Genomic DNA, 24,324 nt, shown 5'->3' on the forward strand with positions numbered 1-24,324 from the left:
GATCTTCTTGCTGATTCGTCATCAGCAAGCTAGGTCGGCTATACTACTCTCTTTCAAGAAGAAGTCAACTGGTTTTGTTAATTATTTTTAAACTTATTCAAGACTTCCAGATTCTACCGCTTGGGCTAAATCCTTGTTTCTCAACAAGTTTTAATCAACATCACCGCCGATGGATGTGCATTCTACAGCATTTCTAATCCCTTGCAATACCTTTTTTCATTATTTTATTTTAAACGCATATTTTTTGGTCAAAAATGTGATTTTTGTCGATTATTAAAGCAATTTTAACCATCACTGTTTATTTTTCGTTAAAATAAGCTCACTTTCGCTGCCAAGCAAAATGAATAATGACAGCTTTTAAATACAAAATTTATTTAACCCTTTTGTCCTGCTTAATGATTTCTCAAGTACAGGCGCAGCCACAACTAAATCTCCCTGCAACCACGTTGACGATTTTGAGCTATGTGCGTTGGAATACACCCAATCCTATTTCTTTATGCATTTTAAATAACAGCCAATTATCCAATCAGTTCATTCAAGTGAATCAGCAACTCAAGAGTGCGTATCAAATTCAAGCGGTCAGTTTGTCTGAATTAAATAAGGTTATGTGCAATGCTGTTTTTTTCTCAACCTACACACCACGTGAAGAGCAAAATATTATAAATAACCTAAAAGATGCTCCACTAACTTTTAGCTCTAACAATACTGAATGCGAATTAGGTAGCGCATTTTGCTTATATCAAAATAAAACGCGAACTTCCTTTAAGGTAAACTTGGCCAGCCTATCCCAGTCCCAAGCGCGTGTAGATCCACGTGTTTTATTATTAGCAAAATCTACGGAGCTTTAAGTCAATGTTTCGTAAAAGCTCCAATACTTCGCTACAAAAAATTTTTAGTCAGTCTCAATTGCTGATTTTTACTCTTACTCTTGGAATTTGTAGTTTAATTTTCGTGGTGATTTCCATCTACACCATGAATACCTACGCCAAGCAAAGCCTTAATATTTTTAGCGCAACCTTAAGTGAGCAAATTCAACCTGCTGTCATTTTCAATGATCCTATTACACTACAGCAAACACTGAACAATCATATTCAGCAATATCCAATTCGCGCTATTCAAGTCATCAACCTACAAGGGAAACCACTGGCCGAAGCATACAAACCTACACCTGAGTTTGCTTGGATGGAAAATCTGTTTGATAAGGTCTTCTTTAAACACCCTGTGACACGCACTATCAAACATCAAAATAACCAGTACGGGACATTGATCATTTACGGAAGTGCTACTCAACTCATGAGCTTTTTCTTTCAGCTCTTGATTTGTCTCTCCGCTGGGATTTTTATCATCCTGTTGATTATGTTGTGGTTGGTACATTCAACCTATCAAAAACTGATGCACTCGATTCAACCCATGGTCAATACCGTTGAAAGCCTTAATCTTGATACTCAATATCAAGCACGTCTTCCATCATCCCCTATTTATGAATTTCGCGTCATCAGTGGTGCATTTAATAATTTATTAGATAAGGTGCAGCGTACCAATGAAAAGCTACAAAGCGAAAACTCTCAATTATCACATCAAGCGTTGCATGATCAGTTAACTGAACTCCCGAATCGTCATTATTTTTACAATATTTTGTTCAATCAATTTGAGCACCCCGAGAAAAACCAGACCGCTCTCTTTTTTATCGACAACAATAACTTTAAAAACATTAATGATCTTTATGGGCACTTAGCAGGTGATGCCGTCCTCAAAGAAATGGCCCAACGCTTAAAAAAGAATGTGCGAAGCCACGATGTGGTTGCGCGCTTAGGTGGTGATGAATTTGCAATTCTGCTCCGCAATATAAAGCACTATGATCATTTAGAACTAATTTGCGAGCATCTAATCGAATGCAGTAAAGCCCCGTTTTCTTTCGATCAACAACAGATTCATTTTAGTTTCAGTATTGGCGTTACTTTCTCAAAATGTGCAACAACACCTGAAGATTTGATTGCTGAAGCAGACAATGCCATGTATAAAGCCAAAAACTTAGCTCAAGGGTGGTATATCACACCTTGCATAAATCCTAATCATGAACCCTCATGTTAAAACATGTTTGCAAATTTATGCTTATCACAGGTCTTATCACTGCTTTATCTGGCTGTCTCAGTTTAGGGCATCTCAACTATAAACAAGCGCGCATGCTGAAGAAACAAGGCTTTACCTTGACCGAAGAAGGCTGGACGCTGAGACTGCCTGAAAAATTATTGTTCGGCTTTGACCAATCAGATATTCAAGCCTCTCAAAAACCCGCACTCGAAGCGCTTTCTAAACAGTTGCAGCAGTATAATTTGAATAAAATTAAAGTGGTTGGACATACAAATAATATTGGTGACCCAAGCTACAATCAAACACTCTCGGAGAAACGCGCATCAACGGTTAGCCAGATTTTTATCGAAACAGGGTTTAAAACTCAAAATATTCAGAGCATGGGTCGCGGTGCATCACAACCTCTGGTAGAAAATAGCAGCGAGGAAAATCGAGCGCTGAATCGTCGTGTGAATATTATTATTATTCCATAAACATTTATGTTTTATTTTTAGCCTTCGTCACGAAGGCTTTTTTATGTACTTTACTAAATTTCAGGCATAAAAAAACCGCTTAACGCGGCATCTTTATCTCGACCATTTCAATAAATGGTCGGAGCAGTAGGATTCGAACCTACGACCCCCTGGTCCCAAACCAGGTGCACTACCAGGCTGTGCTATGCTCCGATTTCAACTTTTTAAAGTTGGGGTGAATGACGGGATTCGAACCCGCGACAACTGGAATCACAATCCAGGGCTCTACCAACTGAGCTACATCCACCATAACGTGTCGATTCTTAATACCAAGCTACCTAATGGCGCGCCTGACAGGATTCGAACCTGTGACCATCCGCTTAGAAGGCGGATGCTCTATCCAACTGAGCTACAGGCGCATGACCAATAATACGAGGTATTATGGATAACCTTGCCTTGAAGAATTGGTCGGAGCAGTAGGATTCGAACCTACGACCCCCTGGTCCCAAACCAGGTGCACTACCAGGCTGTGCTATGCTCCGATTCATCTCAGCTTTTGTATCGAACATCTCGTTCGGTACGGTGTGCATTCTAGGCGTGACGCTTGATAACGTCAACACCTATATTAAAAAAAAATAAAAAAATCACGTCAAATGTATATTAATCAAGCGTTTCAGGCATTTTTTATACAAATTTTAACGTTTTAGCGATGCACTGAAATCCAACATGCGATCTAAAGGTAATTTCGCACGCTCAGCAAGTGCTGGGTCTACAAATATTTCCTGATCGCCACGCTGTAATACCTCTAAAATACCATCCAGCTCATTCATTGCCATCCATGGACAATGTGCACAAGAACGACAGGTTGCACCCTCTCCGGCTGTTGGTGCTTCAACCAAAATTTTGTTCGGTACAGCTTGTTGCATTTTGTAGAAAATACCCCGATCGGTTGCCACAATCAGTCGCTCATTGGGTAAGGTTTGCGCAGCTTTAATCAGTTGCGAAGTACTTCCAACGGCATCAGCAATATCCACCACCGACTCAGGTGACTCAGGATGTACCAGCACCGCAGCATCAGGATAAAGCGCTTTCATTTGCGCGATGCCACGTGCACGGAATTCTTCATGCACAATACATGCACCATCCCAAAGTAACATGTCTGCGCCCGTTTTCTTTTGGATATAACGGCCTAAATGCTGATCAGGCGCCCAAATAATCTTTTCACCTAAACTGTCTAGATGCTCAATAATTTCGACCGCACAACTTGAAGTCACCACCCAATCGGCACGGGCTTTAACGGCTGCTGAAGTGTTGGCATAGACCACTACTGTATGGTCTGGATGGGCATCACAAAACTGACTGAATTCTTCAACAGGACAACCCAAATCTAAAGAACATGTAGCCTCTAAAGTTGGCATCAGAATGGTTTTATTCGGTGATAAAATTTTTGAGGTTTCACCCATAAATTTAACGCCCGCCACCACCAAGGTTGATGCTGGATGATCACGACCAAAGCGGGCCATTTCCAATGAGTCAGAAACACAGCCACCACTTAACTCGGCCAATTCCTGCACTTCAGGATCGCAATAGTAGTGCGCTACCAATACCGCATCGCGCTTTTTCAACTCTTCCAAGATTAAAGCAAATTTTTCTTGCTTCAGTTCTTCACTGAGCTTTGAGTCTTTGGTTTCACCCAAACGGTCCAAATGCGCCTGCACAATTGATTTTGCGTCATTGGCAATTAAATTGGTCGCATTGTTCATCATTCATTCATCCCTTCATGCTTGTCGGCAAGCAAGTCCCGCACTTAATTTATTGGCCAAATAGCTTCTCGGCTTTTGACCAATCATTCAAAAGTTCTTATGGTAAAAAAAGCCTCCAAAGGAGGCTTTTTTTACACTTGTTAAGATTAAGAGCGATAATCCGCATTAATCTTTACATAGTCATAAGATAAGTCACAGGTATACACTGTGTCTTTCGCTGCCCCGCGTCCTAGATCTACACGAATGGTCATTTCAGCTTGTGACATTACACGAGCACCTTCCGCTTCCGTGTAATCGGCAGCTGCGCCACCATCCTTACAGATTTGCACATCATCTAACCAAACTTGGATTTTTTCAACATCTAAATTTTTAACCCCAGCATAACCAATCGCAGCCAAGATACGTCCCCAGTTCGGATCTGACGCAAAAATCGCAGTTTTAACCAAAGGTGAATGCGCAATACTATAAGCAATATCACAGCATTCTTGCGTGTCATACCCACCCTCAACAGCAACCGTAATAAACTTGGTTGCACCTTCACCATCACGCACAATCAGTTGTGCAAGACGTTTCATCATACGCGTGAGTACATCTAGCACTACGGTATAGCGTGCATCTTGGGTTGAGCTAATTTCAACACCACCCGCTTGACCCGTAGCTGCAAAGATACAGGAGTCATTGGTTGAAGTATCACCATCAATGGTAATTCGGTTGAAAGAAACATTAACCGTTTCGCTCAACAGTTGCTGAACCAACTCGCGGCTGATAGGTGCATCGGTTGCTACATAGCCCAACATCGTTGCCATGTTGGGACGAATCATGCCTGCACCCTTAGAAATACCCGTCATGGTATACGTGATGCCATCCAATTCGAATTGCTCAGATGCGCCTTTCGGTGTGGTGTCTGTGGTCATAATCCCAGTAGCAGCAGCATCCCAAGCATCAGCACTCAAACTATTTAATGCAGGCTGTAATCCATTTAACAAACGCTCCAACGGCAATTGTTCACCAATCACCCCTGTTGAAAACGGTAATACTTCCGTTGCTTGAACACCAGCAAGCTCAGCCAATTTTGCACAAGTACGTTCAGCATTCAGCATGCCCGTTTTGCCTGTACCGGCATTGGCATTACCAGTGTTAATAATGAGGTAGCGCGGATTCGCCACTTGTAAGTGCGCTTTTGACACATGCACGGGCGCTGCACAGAACGCATTTTGAGTGAAAACACCCGCAACATTCGTTCCTTCAGCAAATTCGAAAATGACAAGATCACGTCGGTTCTGATAGCGCACATAAGCTTCAGCCGTTCCGATTCTCACCCCTTTCACCACGTGCATTTGTGGCATTGATACGTCACCTACTGGCATTTTAAACGTCCAATTCATTTGTTAGAAAAAACACAGCTTATTAGAATTTTCAGAAAAAATCGAGCAGAAGACTTTGTTTGCTTTAACTTTTCAATGCACACTCATTTTTGACATAAAAAAACCAATCCGAAGATTGGTTTTTATGCAGCAGCATTTGATTAATTTGAAGCAAGCTGTGCTGAGCTAGACAAAAGCGCTTGTTTAGCATTTTCTTGGCTTACAGGAGAAAGCGCTGGATTTGAAGCCACAATACGGTTCACTGTTGCTGCATTTACAGGAGCAATAGCAGCCGTTTGCAGAACCACTGGGCGTTGATTTGGATTAGCAAAGGTATAACGAATCCCTGTACGCGGACTTTGTACCGTAATATTGCCATTGGCTTGTGCCGCAGGTGCTGTGGTTGCACCGCGCGCTTGTTGAACTTTAGCTGCGGTAGTGGTATCTGCAAATGCAAAAGTTGGAAGCGCTAAAGCTACAATCATGATTGGTTTTAATACTTTTTTCATTGTCTTTCCACTTTAGAGGTTTAGATGATGAGCAACTAAATAGCATTTAATGCCTAACACTGCAAATGCTATTCACATTATGCAACGCTTTAGCTGTAATCAGAATCGTATTTGGATTGATCTTAACGTCAATTTTTCAGTCATACCAATAAAAAGCAGAACCGAAGTTCTGCTTTTTCACTCGTTCACAGTTTAGATTTTACCGTGACACTGTTTGTATTTTAGACCTGAACCACATGGGCAAGGTGCGTTTCGACTCGCAGGTGCAGCAAACTCTTCTACTGGCTCATACTGTGCATCTACTTCTGCGAAGTGGCTTTGATCATCGGCCAACAAACCATCAAAGTCTGCATGCGACAAGTTCAATTGCATTGCTTCAGCTTGAGCTTGCTTTTGAGCTTCCATTTCAGCCAGCTCTTCAGCCGTTGGTACATGTACGCGAGATAAATCAGTCACAACATCCGATTTGATAATCGCCAACATATTTACAAATAAGTTATACGCTTCTTTTTTGTATTCTTGCTCAGGATTTTTCTGCGCATAACCACGTAAGTGAATGCCTTGGCGTAAATAATCCATCGCCGCCAAGTGATCTTTCCAGTGACGATCCAGCGAGTTCAGCATGAAGTGACGCTCCAGCATAACTGCAGTTTCATCACCCATTTGTTCACGGCGACTACGGTAACGCTGTACCACTTCATCGGTAATACGCTCAACCAAAGATTCTTCATCTAAACGACGGTCATCTTCCAACCATTGGTTGATTGGCAAATCAATCGCGAGGTCTTCACGTAACGCTTTTTCAAGCCCATCAATATCCCATTGATCGTGAATTGACTCAGGTGGGATATAGTTAGAAATCACGCCTTTCATCACATCACGTTGCATCTCTTCGATGTAATCTTGCAATGTACTTTCAGCCAAAACTTCATCACGTTGCGAGTAAATAATTTTACGCTGCTCGTTGTTGACGTCATCGTATTTCAATAAGTTCTTACGAATATCGAAGTTACGTGCTTCAACTTTACGCTGCGCATTTTCAATCGAACGTGACACCATTTTATGCTCAATGGCTTCGTCTTCTTGTAAGCCCATCGCACGCATCATGCCCACAACACGATCACCCGCAAAGATACGCATTAAGTCATCTTCAAGTGACAAGTAAAAACGTGACACACCAGGGTCACCCTGACGACCTGCACGACCACGAAGTTGGTTATCAATACGACGTGATTCGTGACGCTCAGAACCAATGATGTGTAAGCCACCAGAACTTAATACCATTTCATGGCTTTGTTCCCATTCGGCTTTTAAGCGCGCTTCATCTTCAGGGGTTGGGTTTTCAATTTTTGCCAGTAAAGCTTTCCAGTTACCACCAAGCAGAATGTCTGTACCACGACCTGCCATATTGGTTGCAATAGTTACTGCACGCGGTGCACCCGCTTGTGCAATGATATCTGCTTCACGTTCGTGTTGTTTTGCGTTTAACACTTCATGCTGAATGCCTGCATCACGCAATTTATCAGAAAGAATCTCAGAAGCTTCAATCGTTGCTGTACCAATCAAAATTGGGGCTACACCAGACTCATGCACGCGTTGAATTTCTTGAATAATCGCGTTGTATTTACCATTACGATTTAAATAGATTAAATCGTTTTGATCGAGACGAACCATTGGACGGTGCGTCGGAATGATGACTACATCTAGACCATAAATTTCTTTCATTTCCGCAGCTTCAGTATCGGCAGTACCGGTCATACCCGAAAGCTTTTTGTATAGACGGAAATAGTTCTGGAAGGTTGTGGTTGCAAGCGTTTGGTTTTCAGGCTGGATTTCTAAGCCTTCTTTTGCTTCAACTGCTTGGTGTAAACCTTCAGACCAGCGACGACCTGGCATGGTACGTCCTGTGTTTTCATCGACAATGATCACTTCACCATCATTGATGATGTAATGCACATTGCGTTGATACAAGTAATGCGCACGAATGGCGGCAGTAACATGATGAACCAAGTTCAAATTGGTTGATGAATACAGGCTTTCACCTTCAGCCAACAAGCCCATTTCAATCAGTTCATTTTCAACCGTTTCAAAACCAATTTCTGTCATTTCAACAGAACGTTGTTTTTCATCAATCCAGAAATGACCACCATCCGCGACTTTTTCTTCTTTCTGCGCATGCAGCTTGGGCGGAATACTGTTGATTGCGGCATATAACTGTGAAGAATCATCACTTTGGCCTGAAATAATCAAAGGCGTACGCGCTTCATCAATTAAGATCGAATCAACTTCATCGATGATGGCATAGATCAAACCACGTTGCTTTTTCTCAGCAAGCGAGAACACCATGTTGTCACGTAGATAGTCAAAGCCAAATTCGTTGTTGGTACCGTAGGTAATATCGGCACGATAGGCTTCAGCTTTCTCTGTTGGATCTTGCATGGAATAGATAATCCCGATGCTTAAACCCAAAAATTCAAACAGCGGACGGTTTAATTCAGCATCACGCTGTGCCAAGTAGTCATTCACGGTAATGACGTGAACACCTTGAGCACTAATCGCGTTTAAATAACACGCCAAGGTACCCATCAGGGTTTTACCTTCACCTGTACGCATCTCTGCAATTTTACCTTCGTGTAAGGTAATACCACCGATCAACTGTACATCATAATGACGCATGCCCATGACACGCTTAGCTGCTTCACGGCAGACGGCAAATGCTTCTGGGAGTAATTTATCGAGGCTTTCGCCCTTGTTATATCGTTGTTTAAATTCTTCAGTTTTTGCAGATAAGTCTGCATCGCCAAGAGCGGATATCGTCGGCTCGAGCGCATTAATCTTGTCTACGATTTTACGCATGCGTTTGAGTTCGCGCTCATTTTTGGTACCGAAGATTCCTCCGATCAGACTTGCCAACATGAATAGACTCTCTAAATCTTGCTTGTCAAATGAATATGTTTTCTTAGTCGTTATTATGGTGCTAGAAATTTGAAGTACAAGGGCTTTACACAAAACCATTTAAAAAATCTATTCATTGTTTCTAGCCCGTCGAATCTAAGGCAAACTAATGTAACAAATTTTAAACAGCCGACATAGAGATTTCATCCGAACTCATCAGGATTCAACAGTCTTTTTTAAAGTAGTGACTTTAATTGTTTGCAGTTGTTCAAGGTTTTGCTTTCAAGCGCTTGATTTTGCCGCAGCGAAGCTTTCACCCCGTTGTTGGGTTGATTTGGATTCATGCTCTGTAGAAAACCCAAGAGTTGTTCATCATTGACCCGCATCGCGGTGAGAATCGGAACGAGCTGTACGCAGGTAATATTATAGACATTACTCGCATTCGTATTCTGACTTTGAGCCAACTCACGCTCGAGAGCTTGTGAAAGGGTGGCTTTACGCTGTGTAAGGCTTTTTTGAGATGCTAGATATTGATCTGTAATTTGTTGTGGCGTTTGACGAGCAGTACTCACTTGGGCTTGTTTCAATTGCCCACCATTCTGCGCATGGGTTACTTCCAGTCCCCATAACACTAAAGTCAGGGCTATCCCTATTTTTTTCATTGTTCGAATACTCAAGTTTTTTATACTCTGTGAAATTACTTTAAGAAACAACTACAAATCAATCATGAAAAGAATTATAGCCAATCATAAACCGATCCTATGCGCGATCAATTCTATAAAGTTATACACTTCAGAAGCAGAAATAATCTCGTCTAAACACCATTACCAAATATGCAAATAAGCGGTCTCTAGAGCAACAATGAGGTCATCTTTGGCATACCCAAATACATAACAGCTATCCGATCTATTATGAATATTTTTTATAAATAAATAATAAAACACTATTTTTCATGCATAAGAAATTGCGCCATAGTGATGTTCATTCCATAGACATAAAGATAATTTGAGGTTCAACATGAGTTTACGTTTAGGCGATATCGCACCCAATTTCCAACAGGCTTCGAGCGAAGGCGAAATCGATTTTTATCAATTTTTAGGCGATAGCTGGGGGGTACTTTTTTCACATCCTGCTGACTACACACCAGTATGTACGACCGAGCTTGGCTTTACTGCAAAACTCAAAGATGAATTTGAAAAACGTGGAGTAAAAGCCATTGCCCTCTCGGTCGATGATGTCGAATCGCATCAGGGTTGGATTAAAGACATCAATGAAACCCAAAATACCACGGTGAACTTCCCGATCATTGCCGACCAAGACCGTAAAGTGTCTGAGTTATATGGTTTTATCCATCCCAATGCCAGTGAAACATTAACGGTTCGCTCTTTAGTGATTATCGATCCAAACAAAAAAGTCCGTTTGATTATCACTTATCCTGCATCAACAGGTCGTAATTTCCATGAAATCTTACGCGTGATTGACTCACTGCAACTGACCGATCACCACAAAGTTGCAACTCCTGCGAACTGGCAACAAGGCGAAGATGTGGTGATTGTGCCGTCACTCAAAGATGAAGCTGAAATCGCACAGCGCTTTCCGAAAGGTTATAAAGCAGTTACCCCGTATTTACGCCTGACTCCACAGCCTGAGCAAAGATAAAATATTCTGCTGTGGCAGCAGACAAGTGAAGCCCGAGGTTTTGACCGAGCAGCTCCATTGAAAACAAAAATAGGGTACCGAGCTTCAAGCAATCAAAAGAGGAGACTAACCCATAAAAATACGCTCTGAGTCACCTTGTATGATCGTTTCAAACTCCAATGACGAGCCGGGTTTGAACTTTTGAAAGCCTGTCAATCGACAGGCTTTTTTCCGCTTAAAGCAGGCATGCATGACTCTTTAACAAAATCAAACTGTTAAAACTAAAATCTTCCGCTATAACAGTCAAAACAATACGATAAAAATGACTTTATGATCTATAACATTCACCATTTACATTGCGGCACCATGTGTCCAGTGTGTGCCCCACTCTTTGGTCAAAAAGGTTTTCAAGCTAAGGTCGTGTGCCATTGTCTTTTGGTTGAAACAGATCAAGGGCTGGTGCTGATTGATACGGGCTTAGGCATACAGGACTATCTACACACCAAACAGCGTTTGGGGCAGTTGGTGGCTCGAATTGGAAAAATTGAACAAAACTTAGAATTAACAGCCATTGCACAAATCCAAAAACTTGGCTTTAGCCCAAAGGATGTCAAACACATTTTGGTTTCACATCTGGATTTTGACCATGCGGGGGGTATTTCCGACTTTCCCAATGCAACAGTACATATCCTGTCTAACGAATATAATGCGGCACAAAACCTGAAATCATTCAAAAATAAAGCCCGTTATAAAACACAACAATTTCAGCAGCATCGCCATTGGCACTTTATTGAGCCGATTCACGGTGACGCATGGTTTAATTTGACTCAAGTACAAGGGTTTGACTTATTTCATAATGAGATTCTTTTGATTCCACTGTTTGGGCATACTGAAGGTCACTGTGGCATTGCCATTAAAACCCAACAGGGTTGGAAACTCTTCTGCGGAGATGCCTACTACTCCCACCTAGAGCTTAACCCTCAAAATAAACTTCGTAGCTTAAATACCTTGGAAGTATTTTTTGCCGAAGATAATGCACAGCGCTTAAGCAACCTGCATAAGATTCAAAAATTGGCACAGTCTGAACCAAGTATCGAAATCTTTTGTGCGCATGACCCTGTTGAACTTTCACACCATCAGAGCCTGATCCTATGACCAAATATCTTGTTATGCTTTCTCTGTGTATCAGTGTTTCTGGCTGTATGACTACGCCTGCGCTGCCCGAGACCGAGCGTCCACAACACTGGGGACAGTCGATCCAACCTGCGCATAATTTCTATCAAATCAGTGAAACTGTTTTTCGTAGTGAGCAACCCGATCAAGATTTAGTTCCGAGTTTAAAAGCACAAGAAATTGATGTGATTATTAATTTACGCTCACACAATCAAGACCTGAAAAAACTGTCCAACCAAGGGTTTGAACTGGTACATATCCCGATTCATACATGGGCGATTGACCGAGAAGATTTATTAAAGGTGATGCAGCAAATTCAACATGCGGAGCAAAACCAGCAAAAAGTTTTACTGCATTGCTACCATGGCTCAGACCGTACAGGTGCGAGTGTGGCTATGTACCGCATTATCTTTCAAAACTGGTCTACCGCTGATGCCTTGGCTGAGATGAAACATGGCGGTTATGGTTTTCATCCAATTTGGCAAAATATTGAGCCATTATTCAGCCCTGAAAATATAAAATGGATTCAACAGCAACTGTTAAATCCATCTTAGTGAAGGCAATTGGTTTTAACCCGATCTTAACGTTTGTCGAGTGGCACCCAGTCAATCACCCATGCGGACTTCATACCCAGGCTCGCATCTGCAGTAATCTTCTTGCGGGCTGCATCGGCAGTATCACGGTCTTTAGATGGCCCCACCATAATCCGTACGCCTTTAGAGGTTGGACTTTTAGTGACCTTATAGCCCTTGGCACGAAGTTTCGCCGCCAGTGCATCCGCATTGGCTTCATTGGCAGCCAATGCCACCTGTACCATCCACTGCTTATCGCCATGTTCAAGCAAATCACGTGCTTTTTCAGCTTCCGCCTTTTTCTTTGCTTCATCAGCTTTACGCTTTTCATCTGCCTTACGTTTATCTTCCGCTTTTTTCTCAGCATCTGCTTTACGTTCAGCTTCTTTTTTCGCTTCAGCCTTACGCTCATCTTCTGCTTTACGTTTAGCCTCAGCTTCTCGCTTAGCTTTATCTTCAAGTGCTTGCTTTTCTGCTAAGGCTTTTTGCTCAGCCAGTTTTTTTGCAGCCGCTGCTTTTTCAGCTTCAGTACGCGCTTGCAGCTTTTGCTGTTCCAACTTCTTTACTTCAGCCGCTTTGTCCGCAGCAATTCGCTGTTGCTTGGCTTTTTCATCTTCAACCAATTCTGGTGGAATGTTGTCCGAGCTTTGCTGTGCAGCATTACGGTGTGCATTCAACGCGGCATATTCTTCCGCTGCTTTACGCGCAGCATCTGCTTCGGCTTGCTGTTGCATTGCTAAAAATTCGGCCGCACGAGCTTCTTGTTCAGCAACCGATTTTTCACGTGCTACACGTTGTTGTTCCAGTAAACGCTTTTCTGTTTCGACATCAACCGTTAACGGCTGAAGTTGAACCAACTCACCTTCGGCATTACGTTGCACATTTTGTGTGACTAGCTCTGGTGTTTTAATATTATTTTGATGTATTTCTTCTTTGCCTTTAAGCAGTAATGCCGCCAAAAGGACACCACCACCTAATAAAACAACGCCACCCATCCAACGTTGTTTGCTATTCATTGACATTCTTCCAAATACTCCCATACCGCTTCTAAGGTATGAAATGAACCACATACCAAAATCAGCTGATTATTCTTTGTTTCGTCGAGCGCTGATTTAAAAGCCAATTTCACACTGTCAAAGTGCTGCACATGTTGCCCTTGCAGCGCTTGATCCAATTGTTCAATTGGAGCTGCACGCGGGACCGTTAATGCCGCAATTTTCCACGTTTGTATGGAGTCTTTCAATAACTCTGTGACAGATTTCACATCTTTATCTGCCAACATCGAGAAAACACTGACTACTTCAGTGTACTGTTTATTGTATTTTAGGAAATTTCGCAATTGATTTAATAAAAAAGCAACACCATGCGGGTTATGCCCTGCATCAAAAATCACTGTTTTGTTCTGTATTTGGCGAATTTCAAAACGACCTTGCAATTTTGCGTTTTGAATTCCTTCAGAAATAGCCACTTGAGTAACCGTTAAACCACTCAATAAAACAGCAGCAACGGCTGTTGAAATATTTTCAACAGCGAGTGCACCCTGCGGTAATTTTAAGGTTGTACCAGAGGATGCAAACATCCACGACTGACCATGCTCACTGCGTTGATAAAAATAGTCACGATTCACTGCATAAAGTTTTGCAGCACAAGCATCCGCTTTATCGATAATCGCTTGAGGGATTTGTTGTAAGCCGCCAAACACCACAGGAATATTGGGACGGATAATACCTGCCTTTTCAAAAGCAATCTTTTCAATGGTATCGCCCAACCAGTCAGTATGGTCTAAACCAATATTGGTAATCACCGCAACATCGGGTTCAATTACATTGACCACATCTAAGCGACCACCTAGACCCACTTCAAGCACCCAAACATCACATGCTTGGTCTTTAAAAATGACAAAAGCCGCGAGTGTAGTCGCCTCAAAAAACGAGAGGCTTAAATCACAATCACGGCGCGCTTGATCCACTTGTACAAAAGCATTGACCAAGCTTTGGTTATCGACCTCTACACCACGCAATTTAACCCGTTCATTAAAACGGTAAATATGTGGTGACTGATACAGTCCCACCTTATAGCCTTGCGCATTTAAAATGGCAGCCAGTGTGGTGGTGGTCGAACCTTTTCCATTGGTTCCCGCTACGGTTAAAACTTTAGCATCGGGACGCGTCACACCGAGCTTTTCAGCTACAGGAATGACCCGTTCCAATCCTAAATCAATCCCCGTAACGTGAACATGGCCCCAATAATCGAGCCATGTTTCTAAAGAGTCTGTTGCAAGTGGTGCTGTGTTCAAGACAAATTCATCAGTTTCGCGACAATACGATAAACTGTATCACGTAATGCGTGACGGTGAACAATTTGATCGATTACACCATGATCAAGCAAGTATTCCGCACGCTGGAACGGCTCTTCTAGCTTTTCACGTACCGTTTGTTCAATCACGCGTTTACCAGCAAAACCAATCATCGCTTTCGGCTCTGCAATATGTACATCACCGAGCATCGCTAAAGATGCCGTTACACCACCATAAACAGGATGCGTCAACACCACCAAATATGGCAGACCCGCGTCTTTCATTTTTTGGATGGCTGCTGATGTACGCGCCATTTGCATCAAAGACAACATGCCTTCTTGCATACGTGCACCGCCCGAAGCAGCAAAGCAAATCAGAGGTTGTTTGTCCGCAATGGCTTTTTCAGCCGCTTGCACAAAACGGTCACCAACAACCGTACCCATTGAACCACCCATGAAGTCAAATTCAAAGGCACAGGCAACCAAAGGAATACCTTTAAGTAAACCTTGCATCACCACCAAGGCTTCAGTTTCACCTGTTTTGGTCTGTGCTTCACTCATACGCGCTGGATATGGCTTTGAGTCGACAAATTTCAACGGATCTTTGGCTTTAAATTCTTGTCCCAACTCTGTTTGCACTTGGTCAAAGAACCAATTCAAACGATCACGGGCTTTCATACGCAAATGTTCATCACACTGAGGGCAAACATACGCGTTAAATGACATTGCAGTACGTGTAACAAGTGCATGGCACTCAGGGCATTCAATCGTTGGTTCTGTAAACGTCGCCTTGAGTGAGGTTTGCTCATCAGGTACTTGAATACCGGGTACACCACGTTCAGTCCATGGCGTCGATGGGCTTAGGATTTTCCCTGATTTAACATCTTGACTCATACTAACTCATCGAGCGCTGCTCGAAGCTCCTTGACTTTATTAACCGTTTCAACCACGGCTTGTTCTGGTGCTAAGCTTGCAAATTGCTTAACAAAAGCACTACCAACAATCACAGCATCAGCCACTCCGCCCATTGCTTTGGCAGATGTCGCATCACTGATCCCAAAACCAACACCGACAGGAATATCTGTTTCTGCTTTAATTTTTGCAATTCGGTTTGCAGCTTCAGCAACGTCTAAAGTTGCTGCACCTGTGACCCCTTTTAAAGACACGTAATAGATGAAACCACTCGCTTGTTTCACCACATGTTTAATGCGTTCGTCCGTTGAGGTTGGCGCTAGTAAAAAGATTTGATCCATATCAAATTGCTTCAATACAACATCAAGCTCTGCTGCTTCTTCTGGTGGTAAGTCCACCAGTAGAATGCCATCGACACCACATGCATGCGCAGTCGATACAAACTTTTCATAACCAATGACTTCAACAGGATTCAGATAACCCATCAATACGACTGGGGTCTCTTGATCCTTTTGACGGAACTCTTTGACCATATTCAAAGCATCTAAGGTATTGGTACCACCTGCCAATGCGCGTTCTGCAGCAAGGGCAATCACAGGACCATCTGCCATAGGGTCTGAAAATGGAAGACCGAGTTCAATCACATCTACACCCGCCTCGACCATCTGATGTAACAAAGGAACCGTTACCTGTGGATGAGGGTCACCAGCCATAACATAAGAAACCAAAGCTTTACGCTGTTGAGATTTAAGCTGTCCAAAACGAGTGGCTAAACGTGACATAGGGTTGTGCTTTCCTTAACTTGTTTAAAATTAAAACTACTGAGGAGTTGGCTTTGTAAAAATACAAGACGCTGCATTGTAACGCTATTTTTTACTCATTGAATAGAGCACATCGCGTTCGCGTTCCAATTCATTTTTCGTCAAATATTTTCAGAACAACCGTAAAGCACCATTTACTGATATTTCGGTTTTTTTCTCAATGATCAAAGATGCCTAATTTTAGGAAATACCAAAATGTCTAAGTTTTAGATAAACTTATTTTTATTTGCAAAAAAATGATAAAAATAGGCGGTTTAGCTTTTACATTTAAAGTTTTATGAAATAGCAAAACCTGCATTATACTACGCACATTCTTTCATTTCCCTATCTCCTATGACCACCGATAACTCAGGTTTAGTGCAAGCACGTGCGCTTGCGCTGTTACCGCTTATTGTTTTTTTAGCCATTTTCTTAGGCAGTGGTATTTACCATTCTGTGATTGGAACCGAGTTTGCGTTCTATCAAATGAAAGCGCCTGTTGCGGCCATTCCTGCCATTATTTTGGCGGTATTGATTTATCGCGGTGAGCTGAATCAAGGCATCGAAACCTTTCTGCGCGGTGCAAGTCACCCGAACCTCATCTTGATGTTCATGGTGTTCATGCTGGCAGGTGCATTTGCCAGTACCACCAGCGCCATTGGTAGTGTCGATGCCACAGTGCAAATGGGCTTGTCTGCGATTCCACCAGCCTTTGTGCTGCCCATGCTATTCATTATTTCAGCGTTCATTGCAACAGCAATGGGCACCTCGATGGGCACCATTGCGGCCTGTGCACCGATTGCCTTTGGTTTCTCTCAAGCCACCGATATTGCTGCTGTCTATGCCATAGGTGCGGTCGTGGGCGGTGCGATGTTTGGTGATAACCTGTCGATGATTTCGGATACCACCATTGCAGCCACCACCAGTCAAAAAGTTCAACTTCGAGACAAGTTTCGCGTCAATGTCTGGATTGCAGTACCTGCGGCTTTAATCACGATCGCGATTTATGTCTTTAGCATCCATCAAACCGAAATCATTCAATCCAAAGACTTTAATCCTTGGCTAGTATTGCCCTATGTGGTGGTGTTTTTCCTCGCCTTCAGTCGTTTACACGTGCTTGCGGTACTTACAGTCGGTGTGGTGCTCTCTGGGGTGATGGGACTGATTGCACAGCCAGAATTTACGGTCATTCAACTCAACACAGCCATCTATGATGGTTTTGTTGGTATGTTTGAAGTCGCTTTACTGTCGATGTTCTTGGGCGGTCTTTCGACCATTATGCAAAAAGAAGGTGGACTCGACTGGCTTATTCAACGCATTTACAGCCTCACCCGTTTATTTAAAGTTGGTCGTGAGCGCGCAGGTGAAATCGGAGTGAGCTTTTTAGTGGTGTTTTCCAACATTTTTGTGGCCAACAACACTGTAGCGATTATTTTATCGGGCGATATGGCGCGCGAAGTCGCTAAAGAATATGGCGTAGACCCAAAACGTGCAGCCGCTTTGCTCGATATCTTTTCATGTGTTGTACAAGGGCTTATTCCCTATGGCGCACAGCTTCTCTTGGCCTGCTCGATTGCAAAGCTTTCGCCAATTGAACTCATCGGCAGCATTTACTACTGTTGGATACTGGCGATCTTTGCCATCCTTGCAATTGCATTCCGTTTTCCACAACTAAAATCAGTCTGATCATTGCATACATTTCAGCGCCTCCCCGAAGGCGCTTTTTTTATGCCTGCTGTTATTTCAGTTGTCGTTTCAACTGCAATAAGGTCTGACCACTATGCTGTTTATAGGCACGTGCTAAAGCTGACTGCCCAGAATAGCCAAGTTGTAAGGCGATTTCAGTTAAACTCAAACCTTGTTGTAATAAATATTCACATCGCTTCATGCGCTCTGACTCAAGTACCCGCTTAAATGAACTATCCCAGTCTTGCAACTGACGCTGTAAGGTCCGCGTTGACAGGTGTAATTCATTGGCAATCTGTTCAATTTTAGGAGCTTCCGCATGTGCTTTAAGATAATCAGCCACGGCGCTATGAATCTGTTGTAATACGCTCTCATAACGAGGCTTGAGGGCAATTGCAACCTCTGCTTGTTTCAGTAAAAGCTGCGTTAAGGAAGGATCCGCAAAGCCCGATTTTAAAGTCAAACTGTCCGCACTCATCACATAGGCATAGCAGGCTTGATTAAAGCTTACTTCACAGCCATAAAATTTTTGATAATGATACTGTGCCATCTGGGCTGGATGCGCCATTTGGACTTTTAAGAACTGTAATTGATCGGGAAAAATTTTCTTGGCCAAATGCACAATAGATGCCATGGTCATTTCATTCAGTGAAGCATATTTATCATTAAGAAAAGGCCAAGTCAGCCAAATTTCATTGCCCCTTTGCTGCATCTGCATGGGACTAACTTCTGCCCCATCAATCACCAAACGACTAAAGCGCATCACATAACTCAGTGCTTCAGCCACGCTATTACTGCGTGTGGCCATATAGCCCAAAACACCAAAATGCTCAGGTTGAATAAATTTTGCCATCTCCATAATCAACTGAGGGCAATCCAACTGTTCTCGCGTCAGTTGTAAAATCGTTTGAAAGAACGAAAATGGCGATTGGGTATCGATTGGCAGTTGTAATACATGCTCCAGTTCATACCGATATTGCGCTAAAAAATCGAGTTGATGAAAATCAATTCCTTGCTCTATGAGATACATATTCCAGAGCTGAAAATAACCATTGGGGATTTGTAACTCTTGCATGACGGCCCACCCGCTATTTGACATGCGATATTTTCACATTGGCGTAAAATGTATAAAAAATGGCAATATCTGTCAAAACAAACTGCATTTTCTCCGACATACTGCAATCATCCAAGGCAAATGAAGTAAAACAAAATGAATGCCATTGTTAAAGCCCCTGTTGAACCGATTGTGCGAACCCAACTCAATTTTAAGCTCGATGAAGTGCCCCGTTTTTGGTTTGGCGGCGACCCATTTCGGACGCGCATGTTTGATGCACTCAGCCTCACTTTCCCCGATGGAGAACGCTATTTTATTCAAAGTGTGCGTTTGTTTCGGGACCAAATTACAGACCCAAACTTAGCGGCTCGTGTCACCGATTTTATTAAGCAGGAAGCACAGCATGGCATTGCCCATGACAAAATGAATCAGGTCATGCGAGAACAAGGCATGCCTGTCGATCAGTTCATTCAGCGTTTAAATAAAATATTTAAGTTCGAATTAAGCAAACGCTCTCCGCAGTACAACATTGCCATGACGGCTGCAGCAGAACATTTAACTGCACTGATGGCCGAAACTTTTTATAGCCATAAAGCCACGTTGGCTGAGGCCCACCCCTATGTTCGTGCTTTATTTGCATGGCATGCAATTGAAGAAATGGAACACCGTGATGTCGCGTTTGATGTAATGAAACAAGTCGGACATGTGCCTGAAGCGACGCGTCTATTTGCATTGGCCTTTACCACGGTGATGATGTTTGGTTTCACCACCTATCGTGCAGATGTCATGCTCAAACATGATGGCTTTAACCGTATTCAACGCTTGCAAATGATGCGTAAAGGACTGCCCTGGTTCTTTGGGAAAAAAGGGATACTGTCTCGGATGCGTGGTCAATATCTCGATTGGTTTAAGAAAGACTTTCATCCCAATCAACATCCTGTGATTGAACAGTACGATGTTTGGATCGATACCCTAGCAGAAAGTCATGACCCGATTTTAGCCGGTGAAGCTTTTTGGCAAGCAGGAAAATAAATTCATAAACATAACAAAAGAAAAAACCGACATGATGCCGGTTTTTCTTATCACAAGTCTTTTTACCACTTTGCATAGTGCTGTTCGAGCAGCCCATATTCATTCAGCAAAACAACCTCTTGATCACCCTGCTGAATCGTACCGCTAATCTTGGCTTGCCACTGACTAAACTGACTGCCCACGAGACGCAAATTTAGGTTTTCAAAACGGCGCCAGCCCGTAGTCACAGTTAAATTTAAGCGTTCATCTAGCGAGCGAATGCTCCAACGCCCTTCTTCTTCCATTTGGAACAGAACATCACTCACGGTGTAGAGCTTTCCATTCACCCACAAACAGTTTTCATTGCCAAAACTTTCATTCACACCAGAAGCTAAGTTCAGACCAATACGCTTACCCTGTGCATCCCAAAAACTGCAAGAAAGCCAAAACCAAGCTGTTTCTGGTCGGAGGAAGCCACAGGTATCATCTAGCGCAGCCAAGGTTCGCTCATTAAACTGAATGATCTGCCCCGCTTTATTGGTAAAAAAACCCTCACAAGCTAAGGTGGTCAGTTTCTGGGTATAAGTCCAACCATTAATCCCTGTTGGACTGCACATACTCAATGGATCAGTGCCTGCACAGAAAATACGGGCGCTCAGCTTAATTTCACCATACTTGGTGACTTGAACATAACGCACCCCATTGGCATGCTGGATTTCAATTTGAAAAGGTGAGTTTGCAAACACACTTTGGTTATATAAAGGCTGTTCATCTAATACAGTTTTACGCGCCAGAAAATTGACGGCGTTCCATTCAAGCACTTCATTTTTGAGATGATCATAAATATAAACAAAACCATGGCCAGCCCAAGCAATATCAGCAATCGCTAAGCCAATGGTGTAATGCTCATGTTGAATACTACAAAACTTGAATTTCTTATATTTCAGCTTTTTCCGCCAACCGGTGAGTACTTCACCATATGGGGTTTTATACTGATACTTATTTAAATCAATGGTTTTTGGAAGTTCGCTAAACCGACCATAATGTAGTTGTCCGTTGGACTGTATCAAATCCATTGATGCTTTATCCTTAAGCAAAAGTTAATTAATATCCATAAGCCTATTATGCCTATAATTTTAAAGGTGAAAAGTATTTAGTTTGTTTTTTCATCAAATTATTCGCTAAACCTGCTTTTCGTTTTAATACATCACTTAAAAAATTAGGAATAATCCAACCTAATTTAACATGAGATATGTATTTTCCCATGTGTTTGCATCGAATTCAGCTTCAACCAAAACCACATAACGCCCATGTACACAATCAATCGCAATACAATCATCGACATCTAAAACACGGTCAGTATGTTGCTTTTGCCACTTTTGATCAAAATATTGTTTGCCAAGCTGTTTGGCTTCTGAGGCATGTTGGGCAACGACGAGTACATAACGATGTAACTCACCAAATTCACGTGTGTCATAGCCACCCAAGTTGATTAACCACAGTTTTTCATCTGTGACTTGAGGCTGTGCATCGCTAAACTGTATTTGATATTTTTTCCCTCGACATTCAATACCATTCACTTGCGTCCAAGCATCAATATGTAAGCCTTTTTGTTCACCAAACCACGCATTTTTAAGTTGCGGGTAACTCTCTTCTAAACTGTCAGCGACTGCAAATACAACATCATGAACTTCGGTATTGGCACGGGCATGACGACCACCAAGCATGACCATAAATAGGCTAGGCATGTTTTACTCCTTTTCAAATTAAAATGTACATGACGGAGTCTTACAGTTTGTACTTCTTATTTGCAGAGCTCGTCATGTTACTTTGGTTTTGCCCAAAGTAACCAAAGGCATTTCCGTTTGCAAAACTCGGCACATATCATCAATTCGTTCACTATATCGCAGAAACTGTATAGTTCAACTAATAGTCTGCCTCAAACAATTGCAAACAGTCTTTCCTCGAATCAAATAATTATATTAATTTTTAAACTCTTAAGCGCTCATTTTTGAACCAAAACTATCTACATAAGAAAAAATCGTGCTGAGCTTTCACCCAACACGATTCTTTAAATCTAGTCGTAAAACCTCCCCTACATGGGGGAGGCTTCAAGGAAGTAATTACATCTCAACCATTTCTACGCCATCAATACGTGCCACAGTCATTAAGTCCTTATCACCACGGCCTGAAACAGTCGCAATAATAATTTGGTCTTTAGACATGGTTGGCGCAAGTTTAGTCACATAGGCCATGGCATGAGAGCTTTCCAGTGCTGGAATAATCCCTTCAATATGGGTTAAATCACGGAAACCTTGTAAAGCCTCATTGTCATTGATTGGCACATAATCCACGCGGTGCATATCTTTTAAGAAACTATGCTCAGGGCCTACACCTGGATAATCTAAACCTGCTGAAATCGAATGGGTTTCAATGATCTGACCTTGTTCATCAGACATCAAATATGTACGGTTACCATGCAATACACCAACATGACCAGCATTTAACGGTGCAGAATGTTTGCCCGTTTCAATGCCATAACCTGCAGCTTCAACACCGTACATTTTCACATCAGCATCGTTTAAGAATGGGTAGAACAAGCCCATTGCATTTGAACCACCACCTACACATGCTACCAAGGCATCAGGTAAACGCCCTGCTTGTTCCTGAATTTGTTTGCGAGCTTCACGACCAATAATCGATTGGAAATCACGAACCAATTGAGGATATGGGTGCGGGCCTGCAACTGTACCAATCACATAGTAAGTTGAATCAACATTGGTCACCCAATCACGCATTGCTTCGTTCATGGCATCTTTCAATGTTTTAGAGCCACTTTCCACAGGCACAACGGTCGCACCGAGTAAACGCATACGATAGACATTCATGGCTTGACGTTTCACGTCTTCTGCACCCATGAATACCACACATTCAAGCCCTAAACGCGCTGCAATCGTAGCCGTTGCAACACCGTGCTGACCTGCGCCAGTTTCAGCAATAATTCGTTTTTTACCCGACAATTTTGCCAATAAAGCCTGACCAATCGTGTTGTTCACTTTATGTGAACCTGTATGATTGAGGTCTTCACGTTTTAAGTAAATTTGCGCACCACCCAATTCTTTCGACCATCGCTCAGCATAATATAAAGGACTAGGACGACCTACATAATAGGCGAGGTCACGGTCGAATTCTGCCAGAAACTGCTCATCATCCTTCATACGGAAATAGAGCTTTTCTAAGTCTTCTAATGCTGCCATTAGAGTTTCTGACACAAAACGTCCGCCATGGATACCAAAATGCCCACGTTCATCTGGGTATTGGGTATAGTCAATCACATTACTTTGCTGATCCACGATGGACTCCTTGCATGAAGTTTTCTATAAGTTGTTGGTCTTTTATACCTTTAGCGGATTCGACGCCTCCGCTGACATCTACAGCATAAGCCCCAGTCGTCTTTATAGCGTCTTCAACATTAGTTGGGGTTAAACCACCAGCTAAAATTAAAGGAATATCGAGCTTAGGGAATTGTGACCAGTCAAAACTGTGTCCTGTTCCCCCTTTCAGTTCAGGATGCCATGCATCTAAGAGCACTGCACTTGCCCCGGCCTGTTGGAAGCGTTGAACTTCTGCAACCACATCCAGTTCAGGTTTCACCTGAATGGCTTTATACCAACGACGTCCTACTTGTGCCGCAATTGCCTGACAGTCTTTTGGTGTTTCATCACCATGAAACTGAATAATATCCAGTGCCACTTGTTTTAACACATCGGCAATGTCATCCGCAGTTGCATTCACAAAAAGCCCAACAGTTTGCACATAGGCAGGCACATATCGAATCAATTCTTTAGCTTGAGCTGCACTGACATGACGTGGACTAGGCGGGAAAAATACAAAACCAATCGCATCAGCCCCAGCATTGACCACAGCTTGAATATCTTGGCTACGGGTAATTCCACAAATTTTGGCACGGGTTCGCATAGGTTATGACTCTGGCTCAACCCTATTTATAGCTGATCTATAAATAACAGGGCGAATCATTGTAATGCAATTTTTTCACCTTGCGTAAAGTTCATCCTGAAAAATCTTTACATAGATTGTTTAATTCGCAT

At 42.5% G+C, this 24,324-nt stretch carries 22 protein-coding genes and 4 tRNA genes; 8 read left to right on the forward strand and 18 right to left on the reverse strand.

What is annotated here, in order from left to right:
* The first annotated feature begins 347 nt into the window (after positions 1-347).
* Genes AXW61_RS00640 through AXW61_RS00650 form a run of 3 tightly spaced genes read left to right on the forward strand, consistent with a single transcriptional unit; the run spans position 348 to position 2,564 of the window.
* Complete coding sequence (locus AXW61_RS00640) at positions 348-848, forward strand: YfiR family protein (protein WP_062031343.1); 501 nt, start codon at positions 348-350, stop codon at positions 846-848.
* Positions 849-852: 4 nt separating this feature from the next.
* On the forward strand, positions 853-2,091 hold the full coding sequence (locus AXW61_RS00645) for a sensor domain-containing diguanylate cyclase (RefSeq protein ID WP_062031346.1): 1,239 nt from the start codon (positions 853-855) through the stop codon (positions 2,089-2,091).
* Positions 2,085-2,564, forward strand: a complete 480-nt coding sequence (locus AXW61_RS00650) for an OmpA family protein (protein WP_062031348.1) — start codon at positions 2,085-2,087, stop codon at positions 2,562-2,564. Before AXW61_RS00645 ends, AXW61_RS00650 begins: the two co-directional genes overlap by 7 nt.
* A gap of 115 nt (positions 2,565-2,679) precedes the next feature.
* Here AXW61_RS00650 and AXW61_RS00655 read toward each other — a convergent pair.
* The 9 genes from AXW61_RS00655 to AXW61_RS00695 form a co-directional block, all read right to left on the reverse strand.
* Positions 2,680-2,756 (reverse strand) — tRNA-Pro (locus AXW61_RS00655).
* An 18-nt stretch (positions 2,757-2,774) separates the two neighbouring features.
* Positions 2,775-2,850: transfer RNA gene (locus tag AXW61_RS00660), tRNA-His, on the reverse strand.
* 35 nt (positions 2,851-2,885) lie between these two features.
* A tRNA-Arg gene (locus AXW61_RS00665) sits at positions 2,886-2,962 on the reverse strand.
* Positions 2,963-3,008: 46 nt separating this feature from the next.
* Positions 3,009-3,085: transfer RNA gene (locus AXW61_RS00670), tRNA-Pro, on the reverse strand.
* Between the two features lie 153 nt (positions 3,086-3,238).
* Positions 3,239-4,306, reverse strand: a complete 1,068-nt coding sequence (gene nadA, locus AXW61_RS00675; protein WP_062031470.1) for a quinolinate synthase NadA — start codon at positions 4,304-4,306, stop codon at positions 3,239-3,241.
* Positions 4,307-4,452: 146 nt separating this feature from the next.
* Positions 4,453-5,673 (reverse strand): bifunctional glutamate N-acetyltransferase/amino-acid acetyltransferase ArgJ, encoded by a 1,221-nt coding sequence (argJ, locus tag AXW61_RS00680; protein WP_062031351.1) that lies wholly within the window; start codon positions 5,671-5,673, stop codon positions 4,453-4,455.
* Positions 5,674-5,831: 158 nt separating this feature from the next.
* Entirely contained in the window at positions 5,832-6,179 is a 348-nt protein-coding gene (locus AXW61_RS00685) for a hypothetical protein (protein ID WP_004983653.1), read from the reverse strand.
* Between the two features lie 192 nt (positions 6,180-6,371).
* Positions 6,372-9,095, reverse strand: coding sequence for a preprotein translocase subunit SecA (gene secA, locus AXW61_RS00690; protein ID WP_005401950.1), 2,724 nt, complete (start codon positions 9,093-9,095; stop codon positions 6,372-6,374).
* Between the two features lie 215 nt (positions 9,096-9,310).
* Positions 9,311-9,736 (reverse strand): hypothetical protein, encoded by a 426-nt coding sequence (locus tag AXW61_RS00695; RefSeq protein WP_062031353.1) that lies wholly within the window; start codon positions 9,734-9,736, stop codon positions 9,311-9,313.
* A gap of 355 nt (positions 9,737-10,091) precedes the next feature.
* Between AXW61_RS00695 and AXW61_RS00700 the strand changes: the two genes are divergently transcribed.
* The 3 genes from AXW61_RS00700 to AXW61_RS00710 all read left to right on the forward strand — a co-directional run bounded on the left by AXW61_RS00700 (position 10,092) and on the right by AXW61_RS00710 (position 12,439).
* A complete protein-coding gene (locus AXW61_RS00700; protein ID WP_062031356.1) occupies positions 10,092-10,733 on the forward strand; it encodes a peroxiredoxin in 642 nt (213 codons plus the stop codon).
* A gap of 309 nt (positions 10,734-11,042) precedes the next feature.
* Positions 11,043-11,867, forward strand: a complete 825-nt coding sequence (locus tag AXW61_RS00705) for an MBL fold metallo-hydrolase (protein ID WP_062031358.1) — start codon at positions 11,043-11,045, stop codon at positions 11,865-11,867.
* Positions 11,864-12,439, forward strand: a complete 576-nt coding sequence (locus AXW61_RS00710) for a dual specificity protein phosphatase family protein (RefSeq protein WP_062031360.1) — start codon at positions 11,864-11,866, stop codon at positions 12,437-12,439. Before AXW61_RS00705 ends, AXW61_RS00710 begins: the two co-directional genes overlap by 4 nt.
* Positions 12,440-12,465: 26 nt before the next feature.
* On the opposite strand, the gene AXW61_RS00715 is transcribed toward AXW61_RS00710, so the two are convergent.
* From AXW61_RS00715 to trpA, 4 genes are read right to left on the reverse strand one after another with little or no spacing between them, the layout of a single operon-like run.
* Positions 12,466-13,473, reverse strand: a complete 1,008-nt coding sequence (locus tag AXW61_RS00715; RefSeq protein ID WP_062031363.1) for an SPOR domain-containing protein — start codon at positions 13,471-13,473, stop codon at positions 12,466-12,468.
* Positions 13,470-14,753, reverse strand: coding sequence for a bifunctional tetrahydrofolate synthase/dihydrofolate synthase (gene folC / locus AXW61_RS00720; RefSeq protein ID WP_010327478.1), 1,284 nt, complete (start codon positions 14,751-14,753; stop codon positions 13,470-13,472). The genes AXW61_RS00715 and folC overlap by 4 nt, the downstream gene beginning before the upstream one ends.
* On the reverse strand, positions 14,750-15,646 hold the full coding sequence (gene accD, locus AXW61_RS00725) for an acetyl-CoA carboxylase, carboxyltransferase subunit beta (protein WP_004697788.1): 897 nt from the start codon (positions 15,644-15,646) through the stop codon (positions 14,750-14,752). The genes folC and accD overlap by 4 nt, the downstream gene beginning before the upstream one ends.
* The gene (trpA, locus tag AXW61_RS00730; RefSeq protein WP_004983629.1) at positions 15,643-16,446 is read right to left on the reverse strand and encodes a tryptophan synthase subunit alpha; all 804 of its coding nucleotides are present in this window, start codon (positions 16,444-16,446) and stop codon (positions 15,643-15,645) included. Before trpA ends, accD begins: the two co-directional genes overlap by 4 nt.
* A gap of 372 nt (positions 16,447-16,818) precedes the next feature.
* On the opposite strand from trpA, the gene AXW61_RS00735 reads away from it, so the two are divergent.
* Complete coding sequence (locus tag AXW61_RS00735; protein ID WP_062031366.1) at positions 16,819-18,150, forward strand: Na+/H+ antiporter NhaC family protein; 1,332 nt, start codon at positions 16,819-16,821, stop codon at positions 18,148-18,150.
* A gap of 52 nt (positions 18,151-18,202) precedes the next feature.
* Here AXW61_RS00735 and AXW61_RS00740 read toward each other — a convergent pair whose 3' ends face one another.
* Complete coding sequence (locus AXW61_RS00740) at positions 18,203-19,225, reverse strand: AraC family transcriptional regulator (protein ID WP_062031473.1); 1,023 nt, start codon at positions 19,223-19,225, stop codon at positions 18,203-18,205.
* A gap of 135 nt (positions 19,226-19,360) precedes the next feature.
* Here AXW61_RS00740 and AXW61_RS00745 point away from each other — a divergent pair, with 135 nt between their 5' ends.
* Positions 19,361-20,236 (forward strand): metal-dependent hydrolase, encoded by an 876-nt coding sequence (locus tag AXW61_RS00745; RefSeq protein ID WP_062031369.1) that lies wholly within the window; start codon positions 19,361-19,363, stop codon positions 20,234-20,236.
* Between the two features lie 62 nt (positions 20,237-20,298).
* On the opposite strand, the gene AXW61_RS00750 is transcribed toward AXW61_RS00745, so the two are convergent.
* The 4 genes from AXW61_RS00750 to AXW61_RS00765 form a co-directional block, all read right to left on the reverse strand.
* Positions 20,299-21,291, reverse strand: a complete 993-nt coding sequence (locus AXW61_RS00750; RefSeq protein ID WP_062031371.1) for a DUF2804 domain-containing protein — start codon at positions 21,289-21,291, stop codon at positions 20,299-20,301.
* 159 nt (positions 21,292-21,450) lie between these two features.
* The gene (locus AXW61_RS00755) at positions 21,451-21,963 is read right to left on the reverse strand and encodes a DUF1543 domain-containing protein (protein ID WP_062031374.1); all 513 of its coding nucleotides are present in this window, start codon (positions 21,961-21,963) and stop codon (positions 21,451-21,453) included.
* A gap of 375 nt (positions 21,964-22,338) precedes the next feature.
* Positions 22,339-23,568 (reverse strand): tryptophan synthase subunit beta, encoded by a 1,230-nt coding sequence (trpB, locus tag AXW61_RS00760; protein WP_010327485.1) that lies wholly within the window; start codon positions 23,566-23,568, stop codon positions 22,339-22,341.
* Positions 23,552-24,193 carry a phosphoribosylanthranilate isomerase gene (locus AXW61_RS00765; RefSeq protein WP_062031377.1) on the reverse strand — a complete coding sequence of 214 codons (642 nt, stop codon included), beginning with the start codon at positions 24,191-24,193 and terminating at the stop codon, positions 23,552-23,554. Before AXW61_RS00765 ends, trpB begins: the two co-directional genes overlap by 17 nt.
* Positions 24,194-24,324: the final 131 nt, after the last annotated feature.

This window comes from Acinetobacter sp. BMW17, assembly GCF_001592855.1.
GTDB classification, from domain to species: Bacteria; Pseudomonadota; Gammaproteobacteria; order Pseudomonadales; family Moraxellaceae; genus Acinetobacter; species Acinetobacter johnsonii.